At 40.6% G+C, this 18782-nt stretch carries 18 protein-coding genes; all 18 read right to left on the bottom strand.

Translation table 11 applies throughout. The features are described from left to right. The 18 genes from pseC to JWG44_RS16975 all read right to left on the bottom strand — a co-directional run bounded on the left by pseC (position 1) and on the right by JWG44_RS16975 (position 18781). Entirely contained in the window at positions 1-1173 is a 1173-nt protein-coding gene (pseC, locus tag JWG44_RS17060) for a UDP-4-amino-4,6-dideoxy-N-acetyl-beta-L-altrosamine transaminase (RefSeq protein WP_205276207.1), read from the bottom strand. Beyond that, the gene (locus JWG44_RS17055) at positions 1170-2336 is read right to left on the bottom strand and encodes a hypothetical protein (RefSeq protein ID WP_205276206.1); all 1167 of its coding nucleotides are present in this window, start codon (positions 2334-2336) and stop codon (positions 1170-1172) included. The genes pseC and JWG44_RS17055 overlap by 4 nt, the downstream gene beginning before the upstream one ends. A 91-nt stretch (positions 2337-2427) precedes the next feature. Continuing rightward, a complete protein-coding gene (gene hisH / locus JWG44_RS17050; RefSeq protein WP_205276205.1) occupies positions 2428-3072 on the bottom strand; it encodes an imidazole glycerol phosphate synthase subunit HisH in 645 nt (214 codons plus the stop codon). Beyond that, positions 3069-3833, bottom strand: a complete 765-nt coding sequence (gene hisF, locus JWG44_RS17045; RefSeq protein WP_232371704.1) for an imidazole glycerol phosphate synthase subunit HisF — start codon at positions 3831-3833, stop codon at positions 3069-3071. Before hisF ends, hisH begins: the two co-directional genes overlap by 4 nt. A gap of 9 nt (positions 3834-3842) precedes the next feature. After that, positions 3843-5153 carry an N-acetyl sugar amidotransferase gene (locus JWG44_RS17040; RefSeq protein WP_205276204.1) on the bottom strand — a complete coding sequence of 437 codons (1311 nt, stop codon included), beginning with the start codon at positions 5151-5153 and terminating at the stop codon, positions 3843-3845. After that, on the bottom strand, positions 5150-5836 hold the full coding sequence (locus JWG44_RS17035; RefSeq protein ID WP_205276203.1) for an acylneuraminate cytidylyltransferase family protein: 687 nt from the start codon (positions 5834-5836) through the stop codon (positions 5150-5152). The genes JWG44_RS17040 and JWG44_RS17035 overlap by 4 nt, the downstream gene beginning before the upstream one ends. After that, positions 5833-6882 carry a nucleotidyltransferase family protein gene (locus JWG44_RS17030; protein ID WP_205276202.1) on the bottom strand — a complete coding sequence of 350 codons (1050 nt, stop codon included), beginning with the start codon at positions 6880-6882 and terminating at the stop codon, positions 5833-5835. Before JWG44_RS17030 ends, JWG44_RS17035 begins: the two co-directional genes overlap by 4 nt. A gap of 4 nt (positions 6883-6886) precedes the next feature. Then, positions 6887-7516, bottom strand: a complete 630-nt coding sequence (locus JWG44_RS17025; protein ID WP_205276201.1) for an acetyltransferase — start codon at positions 7514-7516, stop codon at positions 6887-6889. 12 nt (positions 7517-7528) lie between these two features. Beyond that, positions 7529-8614, bottom strand: a complete 1086-nt coding sequence (neuB, locus tag JWG44_RS17020; protein WP_205276200.1) for an N-acetylneuraminate synthase — start codon at positions 8612-8614, stop codon at positions 7529-7531. Between the two features lie 23 nt (positions 8615-8637). After that, positions 8638-9807 carry a UDP-N-acetylglucosamine 2-epimerase gene (neuC, locus tag JWG44_RS17015; protein ID WP_205276199.1) on the bottom strand — a complete coding sequence of 390 codons (1170 nt, stop codon included), beginning with the start codon at positions 9805-9807 and terminating at the stop codon, positions 8638-8640. A gap of 104 nt (positions 9808-9911) precedes the next feature. Further along, the gene (locus tag JWG44_RS17010) at positions 9912-11084 is read right to left on the bottom strand and encodes a LegC family aminotransferase (protein WP_205276198.1); all 1173 of its coding nucleotides are present in this window, start codon (positions 11082-11084) and stop codon (positions 9912-9914) included. A gap of 25 nt (positions 11085-11109) precedes the next feature. Then, entirely contained in the window at positions 11110-12108 is a 999-nt protein-coding gene (locus JWG44_RS17005; RefSeq protein WP_205276197.1) for an NAD-dependent 4,6-dehydratase LegB, read from the bottom strand. A gap of 10 nt (positions 12109-12118) precedes the next feature. After that, positions 12119-13027: a putative 2OG-Fe(II) oxygenase gene (locus JWG44_RS17000; protein ID WP_205276196.1), complete on the bottom strand. Its 909-nt coding sequence runs from the start codon at positions 13025-13027 to the stop codon at positions 12119-12121. 23 nt (positions 13028-13050) lie between these two features. After that, the gene (locus JWG44_RS22345) at positions 13051-14022 is read right to left on the bottom strand and encodes a hypothetical protein (protein ID WP_232371703.1); all 972 of its coding nucleotides are present in this window, start codon (positions 14020-14022) and stop codon (positions 13051-13053) included. 1016 nt (positions 14023-15038) lie between these two features. Beyond that, the gene (locus JWG44_RS16990; protein ID WP_205276194.1) at positions 15039-15920 is read right to left on the bottom strand and encodes a class I SAM-dependent methyltransferase; all 882 of its coding nucleotides are present in this window, start codon (positions 15918-15920) and stop codon (positions 15039-15041) included. Positions 15921-15939: 19 nt separating this feature from the next. Then, the gene (locus JWG44_RS16985) at positions 15940-16659 is read right to left on the bottom strand and encodes an acylneuraminate cytidylyltransferase family protein (RefSeq protein ID WP_205276193.1); all 720 of its coding nucleotides are present in this window, start codon (positions 16657-16659) and stop codon (positions 15940-15942) included. Further along, positions 16637-17446 (bottom strand): NAD(P)-dependent oxidoreductase, encoded by an 810-nt coding sequence (locus tag JWG44_RS16980; RefSeq protein WP_205276192.1) that lies wholly within the window; start codon positions 17444-17446, stop codon positions 16637-16639. Before JWG44_RS16980 ends, JWG44_RS16985 begins: the two co-directional genes overlap by 23 nt. Before the next feature lie 183 nt (positions 17447-17629). Next, the gene (locus JWG44_RS16975; protein WP_205276191.1) at positions 17630-18781 is read right to left on the bottom strand and encodes a mandelate racemase/muconate lactonizing enzyme family protein; all 1152 of its coding nucleotides are present in this window, start codon (positions 18779-18781) and stop codon (positions 17630-17632) included. Position 18782: the final 1 nt, after the last annotated feature.

Below are 18782 nucleotides of genomic sequence, written 5' to 3'. Positions count from 1 at the left end.
TTAAAATAACGTTTGGTGACCGATAGGTTTAACCAAACGTTCTACGATTTCTATCTGTTCCTCTTTTTTTAAAGCCGGAAACATTGGAATACTAATCGCCTCTTTGTAATACGCTTCGGCTTCCGGAAAATCGTTCTTATCGTATCCGAACTGTGCATAGTATGGTTGCCGATAGATCGGAATGTAATGAAGATTGACCAAAATACCTGCGCTTCTGAATCGTTCAAATATCTGAGCGTGACTTTCTTTTATTTCGTTTAATTTTAAGCGAATCACGTATAGGTGCAATCCGGAATAACTGTCAGGATGTTGCCAAGGTTTTTGTACGGGTTTATCAGCTAAAAGTTGGTCGTAAACTTTCATCAACTCGTGCCGTTTACGGACGAACTCGTCTAAACGAGAAAGCTGACTTACACCCAAAGCCGCCTGTAAATCCGTCATACGATAATTATAGCCGAGTTCTAATTGCTGATAATACCAAGGACCGTCGGGCACCTGCGTCATTTCCGCCGCGTCTCTCGTGATTCCGTGACTTCTCAATCGATACATCTTATTATAGAGTTCTATATCGTTCGTAAGGGCCATACCGCCTTCGCCAGTCGTTATTATCTTTACCGGATGAAAACTAAAAACCGTGATCGCACTGTATTTACAGTTTCCGATCGGTTCATTCAAATAACGTCCGCCGATTGCATGAGATGCGTCTTCAATGATTTTAAAACCGTATTTCAAGGACAACGCATGGATTTGTTTCATTTCACAGGATTGCCCCGCGAAATGGACGGGAATGACCACTTTCGGAAGCTTCCCTTCCTTTTCGGCCACCACTAATTTTTCTTCTAAGCTCGCCGTGCTCAGATTATAGGTTTTAGAATCTATATCAACAAAATCCACTGTCGCTCCACAGTAGAGAGCGCAGTTCGCACTCGCGACAAAGGAAATCGGACTTGTCCATACGATATCTCCTGCCCCTACTCCCAATGAGAGACAGGCGATATGCAGGGCCGAGGTGGCGCTGTTTACCGCAACGGAATATTTTACCTGACACTGTTCTGCGACCAACTTTTCAAATTTGGGGACGGTCGGCCCCTGGGTTAAAAAATCGGAACGCAAAACACTGGCGACAGCGTCAATGTCTTCTTGAGAAATATCTTGTTTTCCGTATGGGATCATGTTGTTTCTTCAGTTCCATTAGTTATATTAAGCACGGACTCGATATCCTTGCGGATAAATCGATGAGTATAAACGTTCTGAGACACATTCATTGTATATTTTTGAAAATCGGCAGCTAATTTATTAAATTCATTTTTACTCATATTCAAATTTTTAGTAACTACTGCCTTGAATACCTCGTATTTTTCTTCTGACGAAAACCAAGTTCCTGACATCGACGGATTAAATTCTGGAATCCTCGAATAATTTAAAAAGACGATCTTTTTTCCCATCCCCAATGCTTCAAAACCGACCGTCGAAAAAAACGTTATGCTAAGTCGACTTTGCCAAATGGCATGATAGGTCGAGAACTTGGTAAGAGTTCGATCGGTAAATTCCACGGACTCGCCGAAATACTTCCTATAGAATTCTTTCTCGAATGGATCGTTGGCTCTCAGAGCGATTATAGTCCTTAACCGATTTTCCTTAAGGAATTTAGAAAGATACATGGCAAGTTTGACATTTGCCCGCGCAATACCTCGCGTATCTCGATCAGTCAAATCGTGAATATAATTTGAAATGAGACAAATGTCATAGATATCTTCGACCGGGACCGACTGAACGGTTTCCAAAAATTGTCCCAGAAAAAAAGAACCGACAGCTCTAAACTCATTTACCCGGTGAGAATTTCTTAAGTATAGATCTTTTTCAAACTCTCCAAAACAATAGAATCTCTGAAGAAAGATCTTTTCATGTTTTGGATAATCCGGAAGCCAGCGAGTTACGTCCAACTCGCATCTAAAACCGTTTTGAATCGCCCAAAAATTAATTTCAGGTATTTCTTTGGAACAGAGCTGGAAGAAGAAACTATTATCGATAAACGTGATTACGACTTTAGGTTTGGTCAGAAATATTACGGATTTAAAATATTGTAAAAAAAGGCCTCTTACGAAAAGTTTAGACGAAGCAAGCAATTTTTTATTAAAAAGATTTATTAGAATGAACCGAATCGATAGTCCGATAAAAACGATCAAAACGCGCCAGTTTACATAGATTTCCTCCCTTCTACTCGGAAGCACTTCGTATTCGATATTTTCAAGCAATACGGAGGCAAGATCCGCGCTTCTTTCTTTATCGAAGATAATTACGGGAACTTTTTTGAGCTTCTTAAAATTTAGCTTCACGTAAGTCGTTGTTTCGGTTATTGTTAATTTTCACAGCTGAATATTCGTAATAAAGTTGCATCACCTAAGATAAGATAGAATCGTCAAATCTTCACAGATATAAAAAGTTTTTTAATATTTCAAGGCCGATCTTTCCACTCTTCTCCGGGTGAAACTGGCAACCATATACATTCTCTTTCCTTATAACGGAAGAAAGCCTTTTCCCGTTATAAAAACAATCCGCCAATCGATATATCTCAGCGTCGGGAAAGAACGTGAAGGAGTGAATATGATAAACTGCAGATCTTTCCGGGATAGATTTAAGAATTGTATGATCCCAACTTGTCTTTTCGTTAGGTTTTACCAAATCTTCCCAACCGATATGAGGAATCTTATGAGGTTTACCGTCGGCACTCGTATTTTCAATCGCAATCACTTTTCCCGGCACAAGATCGAGCCCTTTGTGTGATCCGAATTCTTGGCTCGTTGTTGCGAGCATTTGCATTCCCAGACAAATTCCAAGCAACGGTTTGCCCGTTTTTGCATATTCTACAATCGCTTTATCTAAACCGCGTTTTTTCAGACCGTTCATTCCGTCCGCAAAGGCGCCGACTCCAGGTAGAACTAAATGATCCGCCGCTAAAATCCGGTCAAAGTCGCTCGTCAATACGACGTTAGCTCCGCAAGATTCGAAAGAACGTTTAACGCTAAATAAATTTCCGATTCCGTAATCGATAACTACGATTTCTTTTTTCATTTAATTTGCCTTACCTCGATACCGGATTCTATTGCCGCATTTCGAAGTTCGGACAGGCTATAACGATTGTAGTGTAGTATGTCTGCTATGGCAACTGCGTCCGCGTGACCGTTTTTTACCACTTCTGTTAAGTGCACAGGATTTCCCATTCCACCGCTAGCAATGATCGGAACGGAAACCGCCTCACTAACCGCTTTCACCAAGTCACAATCAAATCCCTTTTTAGTTCCTTCACGATCGACGGAAGTAAGCAAAACCTCTCCAGCACCGAGACTAACCCCTCTCTTTGCCCATTCGACTACGTCAAGACCAGTTCTCTCGCGACCATTATCAGTAAACGCTTCCCATTTACCTTGGCTGATGGATTTAGCTTCAATGGAAAGGACCATACATTGTGAACCGAAAGTTTGAGCAATTTCACCGATCAGCTCGGGTCTTTTTACAGCTGCGGTGTTGATCGCAACCTTATCCGCACCGGCGCGAAGTATCTCTCGAACATCTTCGATGGATCGAATTCCTCCACCGACGGTCATCGGCACGAACACGTGATGTGCCGCATTTCTAATCAAATCGTGAAGGCTATTTCTTCCATATAGACTTGCGACAATATCCATATAGATCAATTCATCCACATCCTGTTCGTAGTATCTTTTCGCGAACTCTTGAGGATCTCCTACGACCCTCAAACCCTCTAAGTGGATACCTTTGATTAAGTTCGGACCTTTGATATCTAATCTTGCTATTAAGCGAACTCTTGCCATGCTGATATTTTATTGCCAGACCTGTTTTCTCAATTTCCATTCTCCGTCTTCAAATTTCCATAAGTGAGGGGATCTAAAACAGTCGGAAAGATGCATAAAATATTCGTAATCCATTATGGGTTGTTCAAACATTTCAGAGGCTTCGGGAAATTCAGTTTTTGGAATACTCAGGTATTTAAAAATCTCGTCGGCGAATCTTTCCGGAAATTCTCCGTCAAATCGTTTGACAAGAGCAATTCCTTCTTCTCTTAAAATGTCTCCGGACCTTATTTCTTGAGCAGAATCGTAAGTTGCACGACCGATACCAAACTTGATAAACGTTGTATAGTAGTGAAAATCGTCGATACGATCGTCGATACTATTGTATTTACTGTAAGTTCCGGGAGTTCTTTCCGGAGACGCCTGAAAGCCGCCGTTTTCAACCGAATAGTAGTAACAACCTTGCGGGTGCCATTTAAGATAATATCCTAAATAATGAACTTCCACTTTTAGTTTCTCTATATGTTGCGGATCCGCTGGCAAATATGGCTGTAAATCGTGATCACCCACTCCAAAGTATTTATTTAGATCGGATACGGAGGTTCCTCCTAAATGAACTTTGGACTTATCTTCGGAAGTAAAATAGGACCAATCCCGTTTTGCAGTCGTTGTATCTTCTATCGGATTTCCGTATTCAGCTTCATTTTCACCGTAGAATACGAGCGGAATTTTGTGTAGGAGCGCCATTTTTGGAGCGAGAGATTTTTGGCCGAACACGAACGGCTGAAAGGGATGAAATAAATTTTCCACGGCTAATCGAGTCAATAATCGGTGAACCCGTCCGTTCGGAGTACATAGAAAGTTGTCGAATCCAGCATGTATCCAACTCTGAAAATTCTTCCAACCCCATTCGGTATAAATATGCGGCGCCCAGGTAACGGTTAAAGGATGCATTCCATATTTGTATTTGAGCATATGCGCCGCATAAAAGCTGTCCTTTCCACCTGATCCCGGAACGATACAATCGTAGGAACCGTCTTTACTTCTGTGTCTATCGCATAACTCTCTTAATTGTTTTTCTCTCTCTTCCCAATCTATCTTTTGTTTTTGCTCCGAAACCCGACAGGCGTCGCAAATTCCTTCCTCGTCGAAATGAATCGTTATTTTTTTACTTTCTTTCGTATGAGAATATTCAGGAGTCGAGTTAGGTCGTTGATTGGAGATAACACATCTCTTACAGAAACCGATTTCCTTAGGTAGTCCGTAATAAGTCTTCAGCTCACCTTCTTTCTTAGTATAAGGTTCGATTTGAAAGGGCCTTCTTTTTGGGTAAGGATTCATATTTTTTTCTCTCTTATTAAATATTCTAAAAAGTCGAAATCCATTTCGGTGTCGATATCCACGGAACGGATACTTGGCATTATGTAGGCAAGCGTATCACTTCGAAGAAAAGATTTCTTCTCAAGTAAAGATTTTATCTTTGAAATATAGACGGCGCCGTTCAAAGAATAAATTTCAGGTAAATCCTGCCTTCTAAAGGCAGGCGGGGATTCCAGTATCGATTTTAGCCGAAAGTTTTCGATACGGTACATCCAAAATGGACTTTCTTCAACTTCCGTTACGGAAACGCAGGAATCGGACCCGAACGAAATGCAGTTTTCAATTGCTGAATCAATATCTTCGGCAATTCTAAGCGGGGACGTAGGTTGTAAAAGGACGGCCCATTCGAAACCGGGACATCTTTCGATCGCGTCGATAACGACGTCCATACTAGCGGCGGTATCGATTGCAAGCCTCGACTCTCTTACAAATGGAACCTCACATCCGTATTCTTCCGCGACCTGAATAATTTCCCGATCATCCGAAGAAAGGATCAATCGGTCGATGTATTTTGATTTCTTCGCAGTTTCGATCGTCCATGCGATCAAAGGTTTTCCATCGAGATCGCGAATATTCTTTTTAGGAACTCCTTTAGAGCCGCCCCTAGCGGTGATAATCGCTAAAATTTTTTCGTCGTTGATCAAAACGTTTGGTTCCCCCACTCGCGTTGCGCACGTTCAAACTCTTCCATTCTTCCAATGTCTAACCAATATTCCTTCAATTGATACGCAGAAGTTTTTTTGTTTAATTCTATTAAATTTTCAAATAAGGTCGTCATGTCAAAAAACGTATCTTTCGGAATCAGCTCGATCACTTCCGGAGAAAGAACATAAATACCAGCGTTTACAAAAAACTTATGGATAGGCTTTTCTTCTATACTTTTAATTTGATAATCCTCGACATTCACGACGCCGTAGGGGACTTGAAAATCATATTCTCTGACAGACATCGTAGCTAAAGAGTTCTCGCTATGGTGGAACTTTAAAAGAGTCGAAAAATTCGCCCTCGTCAACAGATCTCCATTCATAACAATCAACGGATACTTTTGTTTTTCGATTATCGTCGATAGCGCGCCGGCAGTTCCAAGACTTTTACTTTCATCCAAGTATTCGATACGAACCTTCCATTTTTCGCCGTCGCCAAAATAATCCCTGATCATCTCAGCCTTATAATTAACGGATATATAAAACTTTCTAAACCCTTGTTCCATGAACCCGAGTAGAATATTTTCAAGAATAGGCTTTCCGCTGATGGACAACATCGGTTTAGGGATTTGATCCGTGAGAGGTCTTAATCGTTTTCCCAAACCGCCTGCCATAAGGACGACCCAATTCGGTCGTTCGATCGCACCGATCAATTCGTCTAACGTGATAATTTCAACAATCTTACCTTCTTTATCAATAACGGGTAGATGATGGAGTGTATATCTCCTCATAATGGAAAGCATTTCGTCTTGCGGAGTTTCAACTTGTACCGTCATTGGTTTACGGTTCATCACGTCGCCAATTTTGATATCGAGACTACTTCCCTTTAAGATCGCTCTTCGAATATCTCCATCCGTTAGAATTCCTTCCAGAATATTGTCTTTTGACGAAACCAAAATCAATTGAATTCCTGAAGAATCCATAGCGCGAATCGCTTCTATCAAGGTTTGTTCGGAACTTAGCTTACTATTATCCCAATTCTCCATCGTTTTATCCTTTCAATTTTCGGATTGGGCTACCGGCAACCACAGTTTCACTTTCGACGTCCTTATTTACTAAGGCACCTGCGCTAACGACCGAATTTTTACCTATTCTTACGCCTGGAAGAACGATCGCACCCGCACCAATGAAAACCGATTCCTCAACCGATACACCTCCGCACAGCACTACTCCCGGAGAAATAAATGTGTGTTTTCCGATAACACAATCATGATCGATGCTGGCTCTTGTGTTGATTACTACGTTTTCACCAACCCTTACCCGATTCTGTAAAACCGCGCCGGCCATTATCTGACTGGATATTTCAATGATACATTCGCTACCGCAGAATACGGATTGGTGTTTGATTCCTACGATTTGAAATCCCGAACGTTCCCAATCTTCGTATTTATTCTTTCGTGTTGAAATCGACTTTACGAATCCGAATCCGTTGATCAACCGAGTCGAATTCGGATCGAATTGTTTTAGCAGGTCGTCACCTCCAACAACCCTGACTCCAAAAACGTACGAATCTATATCCAAATTCTTATCTATAATTCCTTCAACGGAATTTCCTACGTTAAGAAACGAATCGAGTACAACTCTACCGTGCCCGCCGCAGGCAACTAGAAATGTTTTCATTTGGCTCATATTTTATAAGGACTCAAGAATATCGTCTTGGGAATATTCGCGATTCGACTTTCTACCGATATAATCCCAGTAGTGGATCGGTGAAATACCGTTTCCGGGCCGTTTACAAACCAAATTCCGATTCGTAAATAAATCATCTCTCGCAATATTTTGCGCTGCGTGAAGACTTTTTCGTGCGATTCTCATGTTCTTAATTTCGGAGACGGAGGGTATCTTTATTCCGTCTCCGAAAGCAGATTCGACTTCACGAATCATTCGAACCATTTTTATCAGTTCGTCCGGTTCGAGAGAGGCTCTGTGATCCGGCCCGGGAAGATTCTTATCCAGAGTAAAATGTTTTTCGATCACGCTCGCGCCCATAGAGACTGCCGCGATCGGAATATGAATCCCTTCAGAGTGGTCCGAATAACCCACGGAAAGACCGAAAGAGGTTTTCAGAGTATTCATCGCTTTCAAATTAATTTCGGCAAATGGAGCAGGATATTCCGTGGTCGCATGAAGCAATACGACCCTTTTTTTTAGTTCCTGTTTGCCTTCGAGCGACGCGTAAGCTTCCGCGAACTTTGCAAGAGTCGGAGATGTATCCAAAGGAAACAAAAATCCATAGGCAATGACGCCTAACGCATTTTCTATGTCTGACAGATTACTCATACCCGTGGAAAGAATAATTCTTTCCGCTTTTTTCGAAATTTCAAAAAGAAAAGGCGCGTTTGTAATCTCCCCAGATGGGACTTTGATTTTAGAAATACCGAACGTTCCCGTTAATAATTTTAGGCTTTCGATATCGAACGGAGTAGATAAGAATTCGATAGATTTAGATTTCGCATATTCGACAAGAACCCTATGCTGATCTTCGGAAAGCTCCAACTTCTTAAGCATTTGATACTGGGAATCGAAATCTTTCGTATTCTGATTTTGGTATTCTGCCCTAGGAGCCGACTTACTGACCAAAAGTTCTGTTTTGAACGTTTGAAATTTTACCGCGTCACATCGCGCGCGAACTGCGACGTCGAGCAACTCGATCGCCATATCGATGGACCCGTTGTGGTTCACACCTGCTTCTGCTATAATATAAGACTTTTCTAACATAATACCAATTCCGAATCGTAAAATCAACGAGGGAATTCTATATCGTAAAACTTTTTGGAAGTGATATTCGAAAGTTCTAAAGATTCAAGAATGTCGATTATCTTTTTGGTTGCGCCACCGTTGCCATACGGATTCGATATGGAATTTAAACTCTTCAGAAATTCCGGCTCGTACAGCGCAAGAATCGAATTTAGGATAGAACGTTTGTCTGTAGCGGAATCGATTACGCTCGCCGCCCTTAGCCTGCCCTTTTGTCGATCGCCGATATTGACGGTTCCCTTTTTAAAAAAAGGAACTTCCAACAAGCCGCTTGAAGAATTCCCAACTACACCGTCAACAAATTGTAAACAGGAAAAATACTTCAATGAACCTAAGGAAGTAAATGCTTTAGAATTTGGATGATTCGAAACAAATTCATGAATCATCTCTATTATCTTGCGACTTCCGGTATCTGCGTTCGGTAAAGTAAAAATCAGATTAATATCCCTTAGCTGCTTCAGAGCTTCTAATAAATGATTAAATTGTTCTGTAGCAGAATTCTCGTTCAAGGTCGCAGGATGATATGTTATCAACAAATTCTTCTGGCCGAATTTGTAATCCAGCGAATTTTCAAGCTCTATCTTACCGAGTAATTTGGTCCTTTGAATAGAATCTATTCCCAGACCGCCGACGTTAAAAACATACTCCGGATTTTCACCCAGTTGGATGACCCTTTTTCGATATGTTTCGGCGGCGACAAAGTGGATATGGGACATTTTCGTAACTGCATGGCGTATTGATTCATCAAAAGCGCCTTCTGTAATTTCACCGCCATGAAGATGTACGATCGGAATCAGAGATATTAAAGCTGCAGTGGCTGCGGATAGAATTTCAAATCGATCTCCGAGTAAAAGAACAAGATCCGGTTTCAAATCCGCTATAACGTCAGCAAAGCCGATCATTCCCAGACCTATCGATTTCGTTATAGAGGAGCTCGTATCCGCGCTTAAGAGCATCTCCACTTTTTTGTGAATATCAAAACCGTCATTTTCTATTTCTTTGAATGTTAGGCCAAATTCCGGAGAAAGATGCATACCCGTTACGATCAATTGCAATTCAAGAAAATCGCTTTTTGCTATTCCATCCATTACAAAGCGCAACAGACCGTATTCGGCGCGAGTCCCTGTGATTACGCACACTTTTTTCTTTTTCATGTTTTTCTGCGGATGAAGTTTTTTATTTTTAAAGATTGAAAACTTCCCATTCGATATCTTAAAAACGCAAACTTCTATTTGGATGATTAGAACTCAAAATAATCTTATCGTTTTTTCAACAGATTCGCGCTACTCGGAATGTTTATTAAACTTTTTTCAAGCGTTTCAGCGATGGGCAATTCCATCCTTGGACATTCTTCAAACGGTTTCAATCTATGCAATAAAGTCCAAACGGGTCGAGTCATCACTCCGTTTTCATTCGTGCTTTTTAGAAGACTCTCCCTTTCCACTGATCTCTCCGGAGAAAGACGGATCGTCTGAAGCCAATAGTTGCTCTTACAACCTGCGGGTTCTTCGAAAATCCGAGCCCCCTCTAAGTTCGAAAAAGAATCTTTATATTCTTCGAACAACCTTCTCTTGGCCGTTAAGAGTTCCGGAAGCATCTCCAACTGCGCGCATCCTAAAGCCGCATTTAAGTTCGGAAGACGGTAATTATACCCGACTTCATCATGAATGTATTGCCAAGGGTGCGGTAACTTCGCTGTAGTCGTGAGATGTTTAGCTCTTTTTGCTAAAATTTCGTCTTGAGTGAGAATAGCTCCGCCGCCTCCGGTAGTAATCGTTTTGTTTCCGTTAAAACTCAAAGTTGCTAACCGGCCGAAGGTTCCGGTATGTTTCCCCTGATAATAACTTCCCAAAGATTCCGCCGCGTCCTCGACCAATTCTAAACCGAAATCGGAAGCAAGTAAAAGAATATTTTCCAGGTCAACTGGATGACCGAAGGTATGCATAGGAACGATCGCTTTGATTCTTCTTTTCGTATTTCGATTCCATAAAAACCCGCTCCGCATCTCACCTATTGACTTTAGATAAGATCGAATCGCGAGCGGGTCCATACCTAAAGTTCTTTCTTCCGATTCGACAAAATGAGGAATGGCGCCTAAATAAGTGACTGCATTCGCCGTGGCAACGAAAGTTAGAGAAGGAATCAGAACCTCGTCCTCCTTTTCCACTTTGGCTAAAAGGAGAGCTATATGAAGCGCGGCAGTTCCATTCGTAACCGCGATTGCGTATTTAGAACCCGTAAAATCGGATAAGTCTTTTTCGAATCGATCTACAAACTTACCGACCGAAGAGACAAAAGAAGAATCCAGGCATTCTTTTAGATATTTCCATTCGTTCCCGATAAAACTCGGCTCATGCAATGGAACAGTTCCGGTCCCAATAACATTACGAATACTTGATATAATATTTTGAATAAAAAAATCAGAATTCATTGGTTATCGTATCGATCTTTAGCGTTCACAAATTATAAAGATTCGCTTTGTATAAAGCAAGATTAGAAGGCTCAAGAAACCATTCAACCGTCTCCGAAAGACCTTTCTTAAAACCGTCAATCCCTCCGTAGGACGGTTTCCAACCGAGTAACAACTCGGCTTTGTGATTCGACGCCCAAAGACGTTCAACTTCGCTTTTTTCCGGTCTCAGCCTTTGGTCTTCCGTTTCAATTTCGACCTCAGCCTTCATAACTTCGGCGATAGCTTTCACGGTCTCTCCGATTGAAATTTCATAATTACTTCCAAGATTGATAACTTGACCGATCGATTTATCCGATTTTAGAGCACTGATAAAACCGTTCACCGTATCTTTCACAAAATTAAAGTCTCGAGTCGGGTGAATAGAGCCTAATTTTATCTTCTTATTTCCGCTGGCGATTTGAGTAATAATGGTGGGAATCACAGCCCTTGCAGACTGACGAGGTCCATACGTATTAAAAGGACGAATGATGGAAACTGGAGTATTAAAAGAATTAAAGAAGGAAATCGCAATCTGATCCGCGCCGATTTTACTGGCTGAGTATGGAGATTGCCCTTGCAGCGGATGATCTTCCGTGATCGGAACGAATTTCGCCGTTCCATAGACTTCGCTTGTGGACGTATGAATAACCTTTGAGATACCGATATCCCTAGCGGCTTGTACCACATTGAGAGTACCTTTGATATTCGTATCAACATACGTATCAGGTGAATGATAAGAATAAGGAATTGCGATTAACGCAGCCAAATGCAATACAGCTTCACAATCCTTCAATGCGGCTCGCACACCATTCGGATCGCGGATGTCGCCGGCAAAAACTTCGAATTTACCTTTGACATCCTTTGAACATTGGTCTAGCCAACCCCAAGAATTAAACGAATTATAAAAAACGAATGCTTTCACGTCGAAACCGCTTCGAACCAACGATTCGGTTAAATGAGAACCGATGAATCCATCGGCGCCTGTTACTAATATTTTTTTCATTTGGATAACGTTAATTCGATTTTAATTTTTTCAGAATTCGGTAAAGAATCTGCAACGGTTTAAAAAATAACTCAAGCAGAGAAATAAGGATGTATAGATGTAGAACCTTAAAATTTACCGTTGATTTTTGTTCGATCTTTACCGCAAAGGGGAATTCTTTTCTATCTTTTTGAGGCAGAACTTTTACTCTCCCGTCCGGTAGATTTTCAACTCCGTTCTTTACGGAAAGTAAATCGTAAAGTTCACTCTGTTTTATTTTGGGAAGAGCATCTTGCATCTTTGCATCCGGTTTAAAAACTCCGCCCTCCGGAAAAAAAGAACAGAGTATTATTAATTTATTATCTTCCCTATTTGGAAATCTTGCATGCCAAGTTTTATTAAAAAAGAATCCAAAATCACCCTCCTTCCCTTCGAAAGGTTTTAAAAAGAATTTTGAAATCCCGATTTGAGCCCATGAAATGTTCTTAGCCCATCGGGGAATCAGATGAGAACAAGGTAGGAATGCGGTATTCCCGTCCTTTCCTTTTTGCGGCTTTAGCAAAAAGACAAAATTAGTCTCTCCATAGCTGTCCTGGTGAAGGTAAAGACCTGGATCTCCATCGATCGATTTCCTAGCGTTGATCTGCCAAATTTTAAGATTCTCTCCTAAAATGGAGGTGAGAATTTTTTTCACCGGATTTGAACACAACATCTTATGGATCAATTCATCCAAACGGTCGTTGCGACCGATCAAACTCAATAACGTCGGCGCATCCGCAGAAAAATTACTTTCGTGATTATTTTCCTCAAAACATTTTTCAATCAATGCTTCAAGTTCATCGATCTCGGATTGCGTCAGAAGAGGATAGGAACCTTTCGCAAATCCATAAGTCTTTAAATTTTCTATTAACGCCGAGATATCCTCTAAAATTTCCGTCATACCGATCCCTTAATTTGAAATTTTTAATTAAGTTTATTCAGAAACAGCTTCCATTCTTTAGCCCACCGATTCGAAGTAAGCGCGAACTGAGAATTGAATTCGGAGCGGGCTTTCATTCTTTGTGAATCTTTTAACCAAGCGGAAGGTTCTTTCTTAAATTTGAGAATTTCTTTCACCAATGACTCAGACGTTCTATGAATTATTCCCGCATCTTCCAGTCTCTTAAAACTATCCTTTGTCCAATCTTCTTCCTCGCAATAAAGTCGATCCCACAAAATCATCGTAGGAATGGACGCGGAAAGACATTCCAAAAATCCGGTTCCGGGTTGGTCCCAGACAATCAGTTTGCATTTTTCTATCAGATCCTTAGTCAACCCTTTGTCAAAATGTTCGGAACAAGTATAATATTCTCCCCCTATTTCCTGTAGCCGAGAATAGGTTTTCGAAAGAAGAGCAACGGTGAGCGGATTGTAAGGTTTCGCATAAACTTTGATTTTGTAGCTCATCGTCTTTTGAACAAAATCGATCATGTATTCCGAAAATTCTCGAATTACGTCCCTTCGGATACTGGATCCGCCTTGAGGAGCGCCGGTAAAACGTTTCATCATCTGAGGCATCCAAAGCACGTCGTATTCCCCAGTTTTACCGGCTCTTACGTTTTTCCAATATTTCTTTCGCTCCGAAAGCCAAGGAGACGGTAAAGAAAACGTTTTTATATTTTCCAGCTGCTTTCCTTCGTGCATTCTTGTCCAGCCCCAAGTTAAAAAAATGTCCGCAGAGGGAAGTTCCGATTCGATGACCGGAGAAATATCCCGCAAATAACCGTAGTGTCCTCCGTGTTGAGCTTTGACTATCTTGTAACCTTTCGATTTTGCGACCGCGATTGCAAACGTCGAACGTGTATCGCCGTCTCCAGATGAAATGAGATATTTCCTGTTCTTCTGATTTAGTTTAGATTCCGCTTTTTTGAAATTGGTCTCCAGTCCTTCAAGCAATTGTACAGGAAAACATTCGTTGAGAAAAAAGCAGAATCGATCCCAGGAGGCTACGGTCTGCTCGGGAGAGAAGCCGAACCGAAGAAGAAAATTTTCGAATTTCTCAGAATAGACTTTGTTCCTATTAAAAAGGTTATTTCTCAACTCGGACAATCTATTTATAGGCTCAAAGTTTAATTGATCATCGATTCGATCAAAATGGGTCAAATAAAAACCTTTATATCTCAGAGCGGCTTCCGCATTAGCAAAAGTTAATACTGGAAATTTTTCAAATCGTGTCAAACGATTGAAGATTCGCTCCAATATATTGATTATTTTGTTGATTACCCTCTTTTTTTTTCCGATAAAAAAAATCTCATTCTTTACTATGGATGGCGCTGCAGTTTTTTTTTCCTTAGATGGACCGTATTCCGTTTTTATCTTGTTTAGTTTCCAAATGGGAGCTAACACATTCAGAATAAATTCGTTAAATTTCAGTCCGGAAATTTTTTCATGGATCTCTTCAGTAATTTGAAATACGTAACTGGAGACTTCCTTATCCTCTATAACAACATTAGGATTTTGCTGTATAATCTTTTGAATCCGAAAAGCCCGTTCCCAAAAACAATGGGTCAACGGAATAACTGTGTTTCGAAGTAGTATTCTAAGTGATTCATTAGGTATTCTATTCTCATACTTTAGCAAAAGTTCTTCGGCGAACGCCTCGATAATATGAGTATAAAGATTCGAAAGTTCGGACGAAAATTCATATATTTCCGATTTCGATAAACAAATACCGCTTTCTCCTTCGGATAAAAAAAGCGCGAAGTCATTTGCCCCGGACGATTCCAATCTGATCGTTTTCATGTTTGTTTATACTTAAGTTTGAAAGAAAATAAAGGAATTCGAACGTTTTCTAAATTTTACCCAATATTTGCTTTTGCATTTTAGTTCAAAAAGCCCTTCTATTGAGTGAAAAATTCTTAAATAAAAAGTGAACATCGAAAAAAGAAAATGAAGATTCAATCACCGTGTATTCAACTCTCCGCTATTGCAAGCAAGGTATCGGTCATATCCAATGAGGCCAATTTGTTCTCATAAGCATTATCCAGTTCTTTCGAACTCAAAAAACTCCATTGATGGTGCCCGCCAGGCGCTCCGTTTTTTAACCAAAACAAGTGATTTGCAAGCGGATATCGTTGAACGCCTACAATTTCGATTTTTGAAAATCCAGCCTCACACAGAAAAGCGCGAAGACTTTCGCGAGTGTGAAGGATGAGATGTTCGCTCCAAAAAGTAAATTTTTTAAAACTATCACAATCTAAAAAATCGAACAGAAAGTCCTTTGCGTGAGGAATTTCAAGTATAACTTTCCCGCCCTTCTTTAGTCTTTCTTTAATCAAACGAAGAGTCTCGATCGGATTGACCAAATGTTCAAATACGTGGAATAAGGTAATTACGTCAAAATCGATATCCGTGACTTCTTCGATCGTGGAATAGGATTTATAGCCGGCCTTTATCAATTCTTTCCGAATATTCTCCTGCAACTCGACAGCTACAACTTCCTTTGCTATCGGCTGTAGTATATCCAAAACAGCTCCAACACCGGAGCCGACATCCAACCATTTTTTATTTAGAATCAGATTCTTTAAATTCTCCGCTCTTCTAGAAGCATCCTCAAATCCCACTCGAATCGCTACTTTTCTATCGAGTTCGTGTCCGATTCTAAAACTTACTTTATTTTCATAATATGATAAATTAATATGATCGGTTCGAGACAAAAATATGACTCCAGATTTGCTACAACGAAGAACCGATATGTCATTTCGATCTCTAACGGATGGAAAATATTCTTCCAGAGTATCCTCGGATATGATTTTTAGATCGAGCAGCTGTCGTTTAATTAAATTCTTTTCCATGATATAATATCCGTAAATTTTATTTCAAATTTTCTCTGGTCAAGATCCATTCGGCGTATCTAAAATCTTCCTCGGTATCTATATTTACCGAACGTTCGCTTGGCATAATCCAAGCTCTACAATCAGCCCCTTTGAACGAATTTCTTAATATCGTTTCCTTTCTGGTTAAGTAGATTGCGCCGTTTCTTATGTACATCGGAGTCAGTTCTTGTCGCCTTTGATTCTCATATTCCTCGCAGAAAGGAGGATCGATCAACTTTCCGTTTTCAAGATATTTCATTCTCGCCGGATGATTTGCACCAACGCTAATAACGCTTATTACGCTGTCTGCCCCTGTCTTCGCCAATAGCTCGATACTTCCATCGATATCGATTTCCGATCGAAACGGAGTTGTAGGTTGCAACATTAGAAATCCGTCAAATTCGGTACCAAGACTTTCAAAGTGTTTTTTTGCGTGTAAGATCGCCAAGAGCGGACTGGCCTTATCGTCCGAAATATCGCTCGGCCTCAGAAAGGGAACCTCGGCGCCAAGTTTTAAAGAGAAATCTCTAATTTCCTCTCCGTCGGTGGAAACGATAAGTTTCGTCAACTGCTTCGACTTCTTCGCGCTTTCAATAGAGTATTGAATAAGAGGTTTATCCGCCAGCTTCTTTAAATTTTTTCCGGGTATTCCTTTCGAACCGCTTCTTGCAACTATGATTCCTAAAATTCTCAAGTTAGTATCCTTTGTTAAGGTCAATTATGTTTTTCATTTTTTTATTACTCATAAAAAGTTCCAGATTCTCGGAAAACAGAGAAAATTCCTTGTTCCAGTATGAACGAGACATAGCTCCTATGTGCGGAGTAATTATAACGTTACTCAACTTATGCAGAGGAGAAGAATTGTCCAAAGGTTCTTTTTGGAATACATCCAACCCAGCTCCGGAGATTTTTTTTTCAATGATCGCCCGTATCAGATCGTCTTCGATTACAGTTTCTCCTCTTCCAACATTTATAAAAAAGCTTTTGGCTTTCATTCGATCAAATTTAGAAGAATTGAATATTCCTTTTGTCAGATCGGTTAGAGGGAGAATATTTACGATTGCATCGTATTGACCGACAATTTCATCTAAATCTTGTAACTCATAGGTTGCCTTATAACCACCATACCGTTTTCTTTTTTTATCTGCGACTACGACGTCGTATTGAATTCCGAAACATGTCAAATAGGAACCAAAAATGCGGCCTATCTCGCCGTATCCGAGAATTAATACATTATAAAATTCTGAAAAATCAGATATATTTCCGAAATAGTCATCAAAACTTTCTCTCGAAAATTTAGATTGAGCGGATAATTCAGAGGAGACTTTCAAACCTCTGGTCAGGCCTAAAAGAAAACCTAGTGCTGTCAAGGCCACTGCTTTCTCTGAAGTGCCCTTACTGTTGGTTACAAGAATTCTTCGCTCCTTAGCTTCCGAACTTCGAATATCGCTGATTCCAATCGATCCAAAATGAATCCATTTTAAATTCGGAAATTCAGGCAACATTTCTGCTTTAAGGCGGTTCCCCCAGAAAACTTCCGCTTCCTCGATCGTTCGCGAATAACCCGGACAATTTACGGGAATCACTTCAAACTCAGGAAATTTACTTTTCAGTTCCGTCAATAATTCCGAGGGAATTCTATACAAGTTAAGATTTGTAAAGAGATCGCAAGCAATGATTCTTTTCATCTAATTCTTGCGATTGGGAAACTTAAAACCGCTTCCCGGGATATAAGGATACTTGTTTAAAATATCGTTGAAATTCGGAAAAGGTAAACCCAATTCATCGGTCGTTGTCAATCTACCATCGGTGATCGATTTAGCCGTCACAAAATCATTCGATAGATCCAAACTTACCGTCGGCTCTTCCAGCCATTGTACGTTTTCAAATCCTAATGCGATCTCTTTATTAGCCGCAAAGGCGAGAGGACTGCCCCACACATGCATCGATATCTTGATTTTATAATCGCCCGCTAATTTACAAATCCGTTTTGCGGCGGTGATCCCGCCGCAATGTGTAACATCGGGTTGAAGGTAATCGACGCTCTGGTTTGAAATATAACTTTCGAAATCAAGTTTGGAGGACAAGGCTTCGCCGCCTGCAATTGGAATAGAAATATGCTTTTTTAGCTCTTTATAGTCGAGTAAATTATCCGGGGCAAGCGGTTCTTCGATCCAAGTTAGATTGAATTCTTCTGCTTGTTTTAATTGTTTTTTTGCAATTTCGATAGTCCACGGAGGATTGATAGTTCCCATAATGGCGTCGACCATCAGTTCTCTCGAATTTCCCAAGATATTCCTTGCAGTTTCCATTCTCTTTAGATCGTTTTCCCAAGATTGAAAACCGACCCTCATCTTATAACTACTATGCCCCAATGAAATTTGGTTATTTAGATCTTCTTCTATCTCTTTCGGAGAAAACGCGGCCGACCCGCCCGAAGCATAGACCTTGATCGATTTTTTCGGTTGATCGGTTGTTATCAATTCCGCGATTGTTTTCTTTTCGTACTTGGATTTAATATCCCAAAGGGCAATGTCAATGGCGCTGTAAGCAGATCGGAAAAACCCGCTTCTCGTTACGAATGGAATATGAATTCTATCGTATAAAAACTCGGGGTTGAGAGCGTCTTCTCCCAGCAATTCATTGGAGAATATTCTGATTACTTCTAAAAAACTCTCCGGAGCGTAAATAGCGCAATATGCTTCCCCATGACCTACGATACCTTCTGAAGTTTCGATTCTGACAAAACCGAGCGTTTTCGCACCCATCGGTTGCCCCAAAACTTTTCCCGAACCGTAATTGGAGGACAGTAAGAACGGCGTAACCTTTACTATTTTCATA

It is taken from the genome of Leptospira ainazelensis (genome assembly GCF_016918785.1).
Lineage (GTDB): Bacteria > Spirochaetota > Leptospiria > Leptospirales > Leptospiraceae > Leptospira > Leptospira ainazelensis.
The sequence above is the reverse complement of the archived record's forward strand: the minus strand, read 5'-3'. Positions and strand labels throughout refer to the sequence as shown.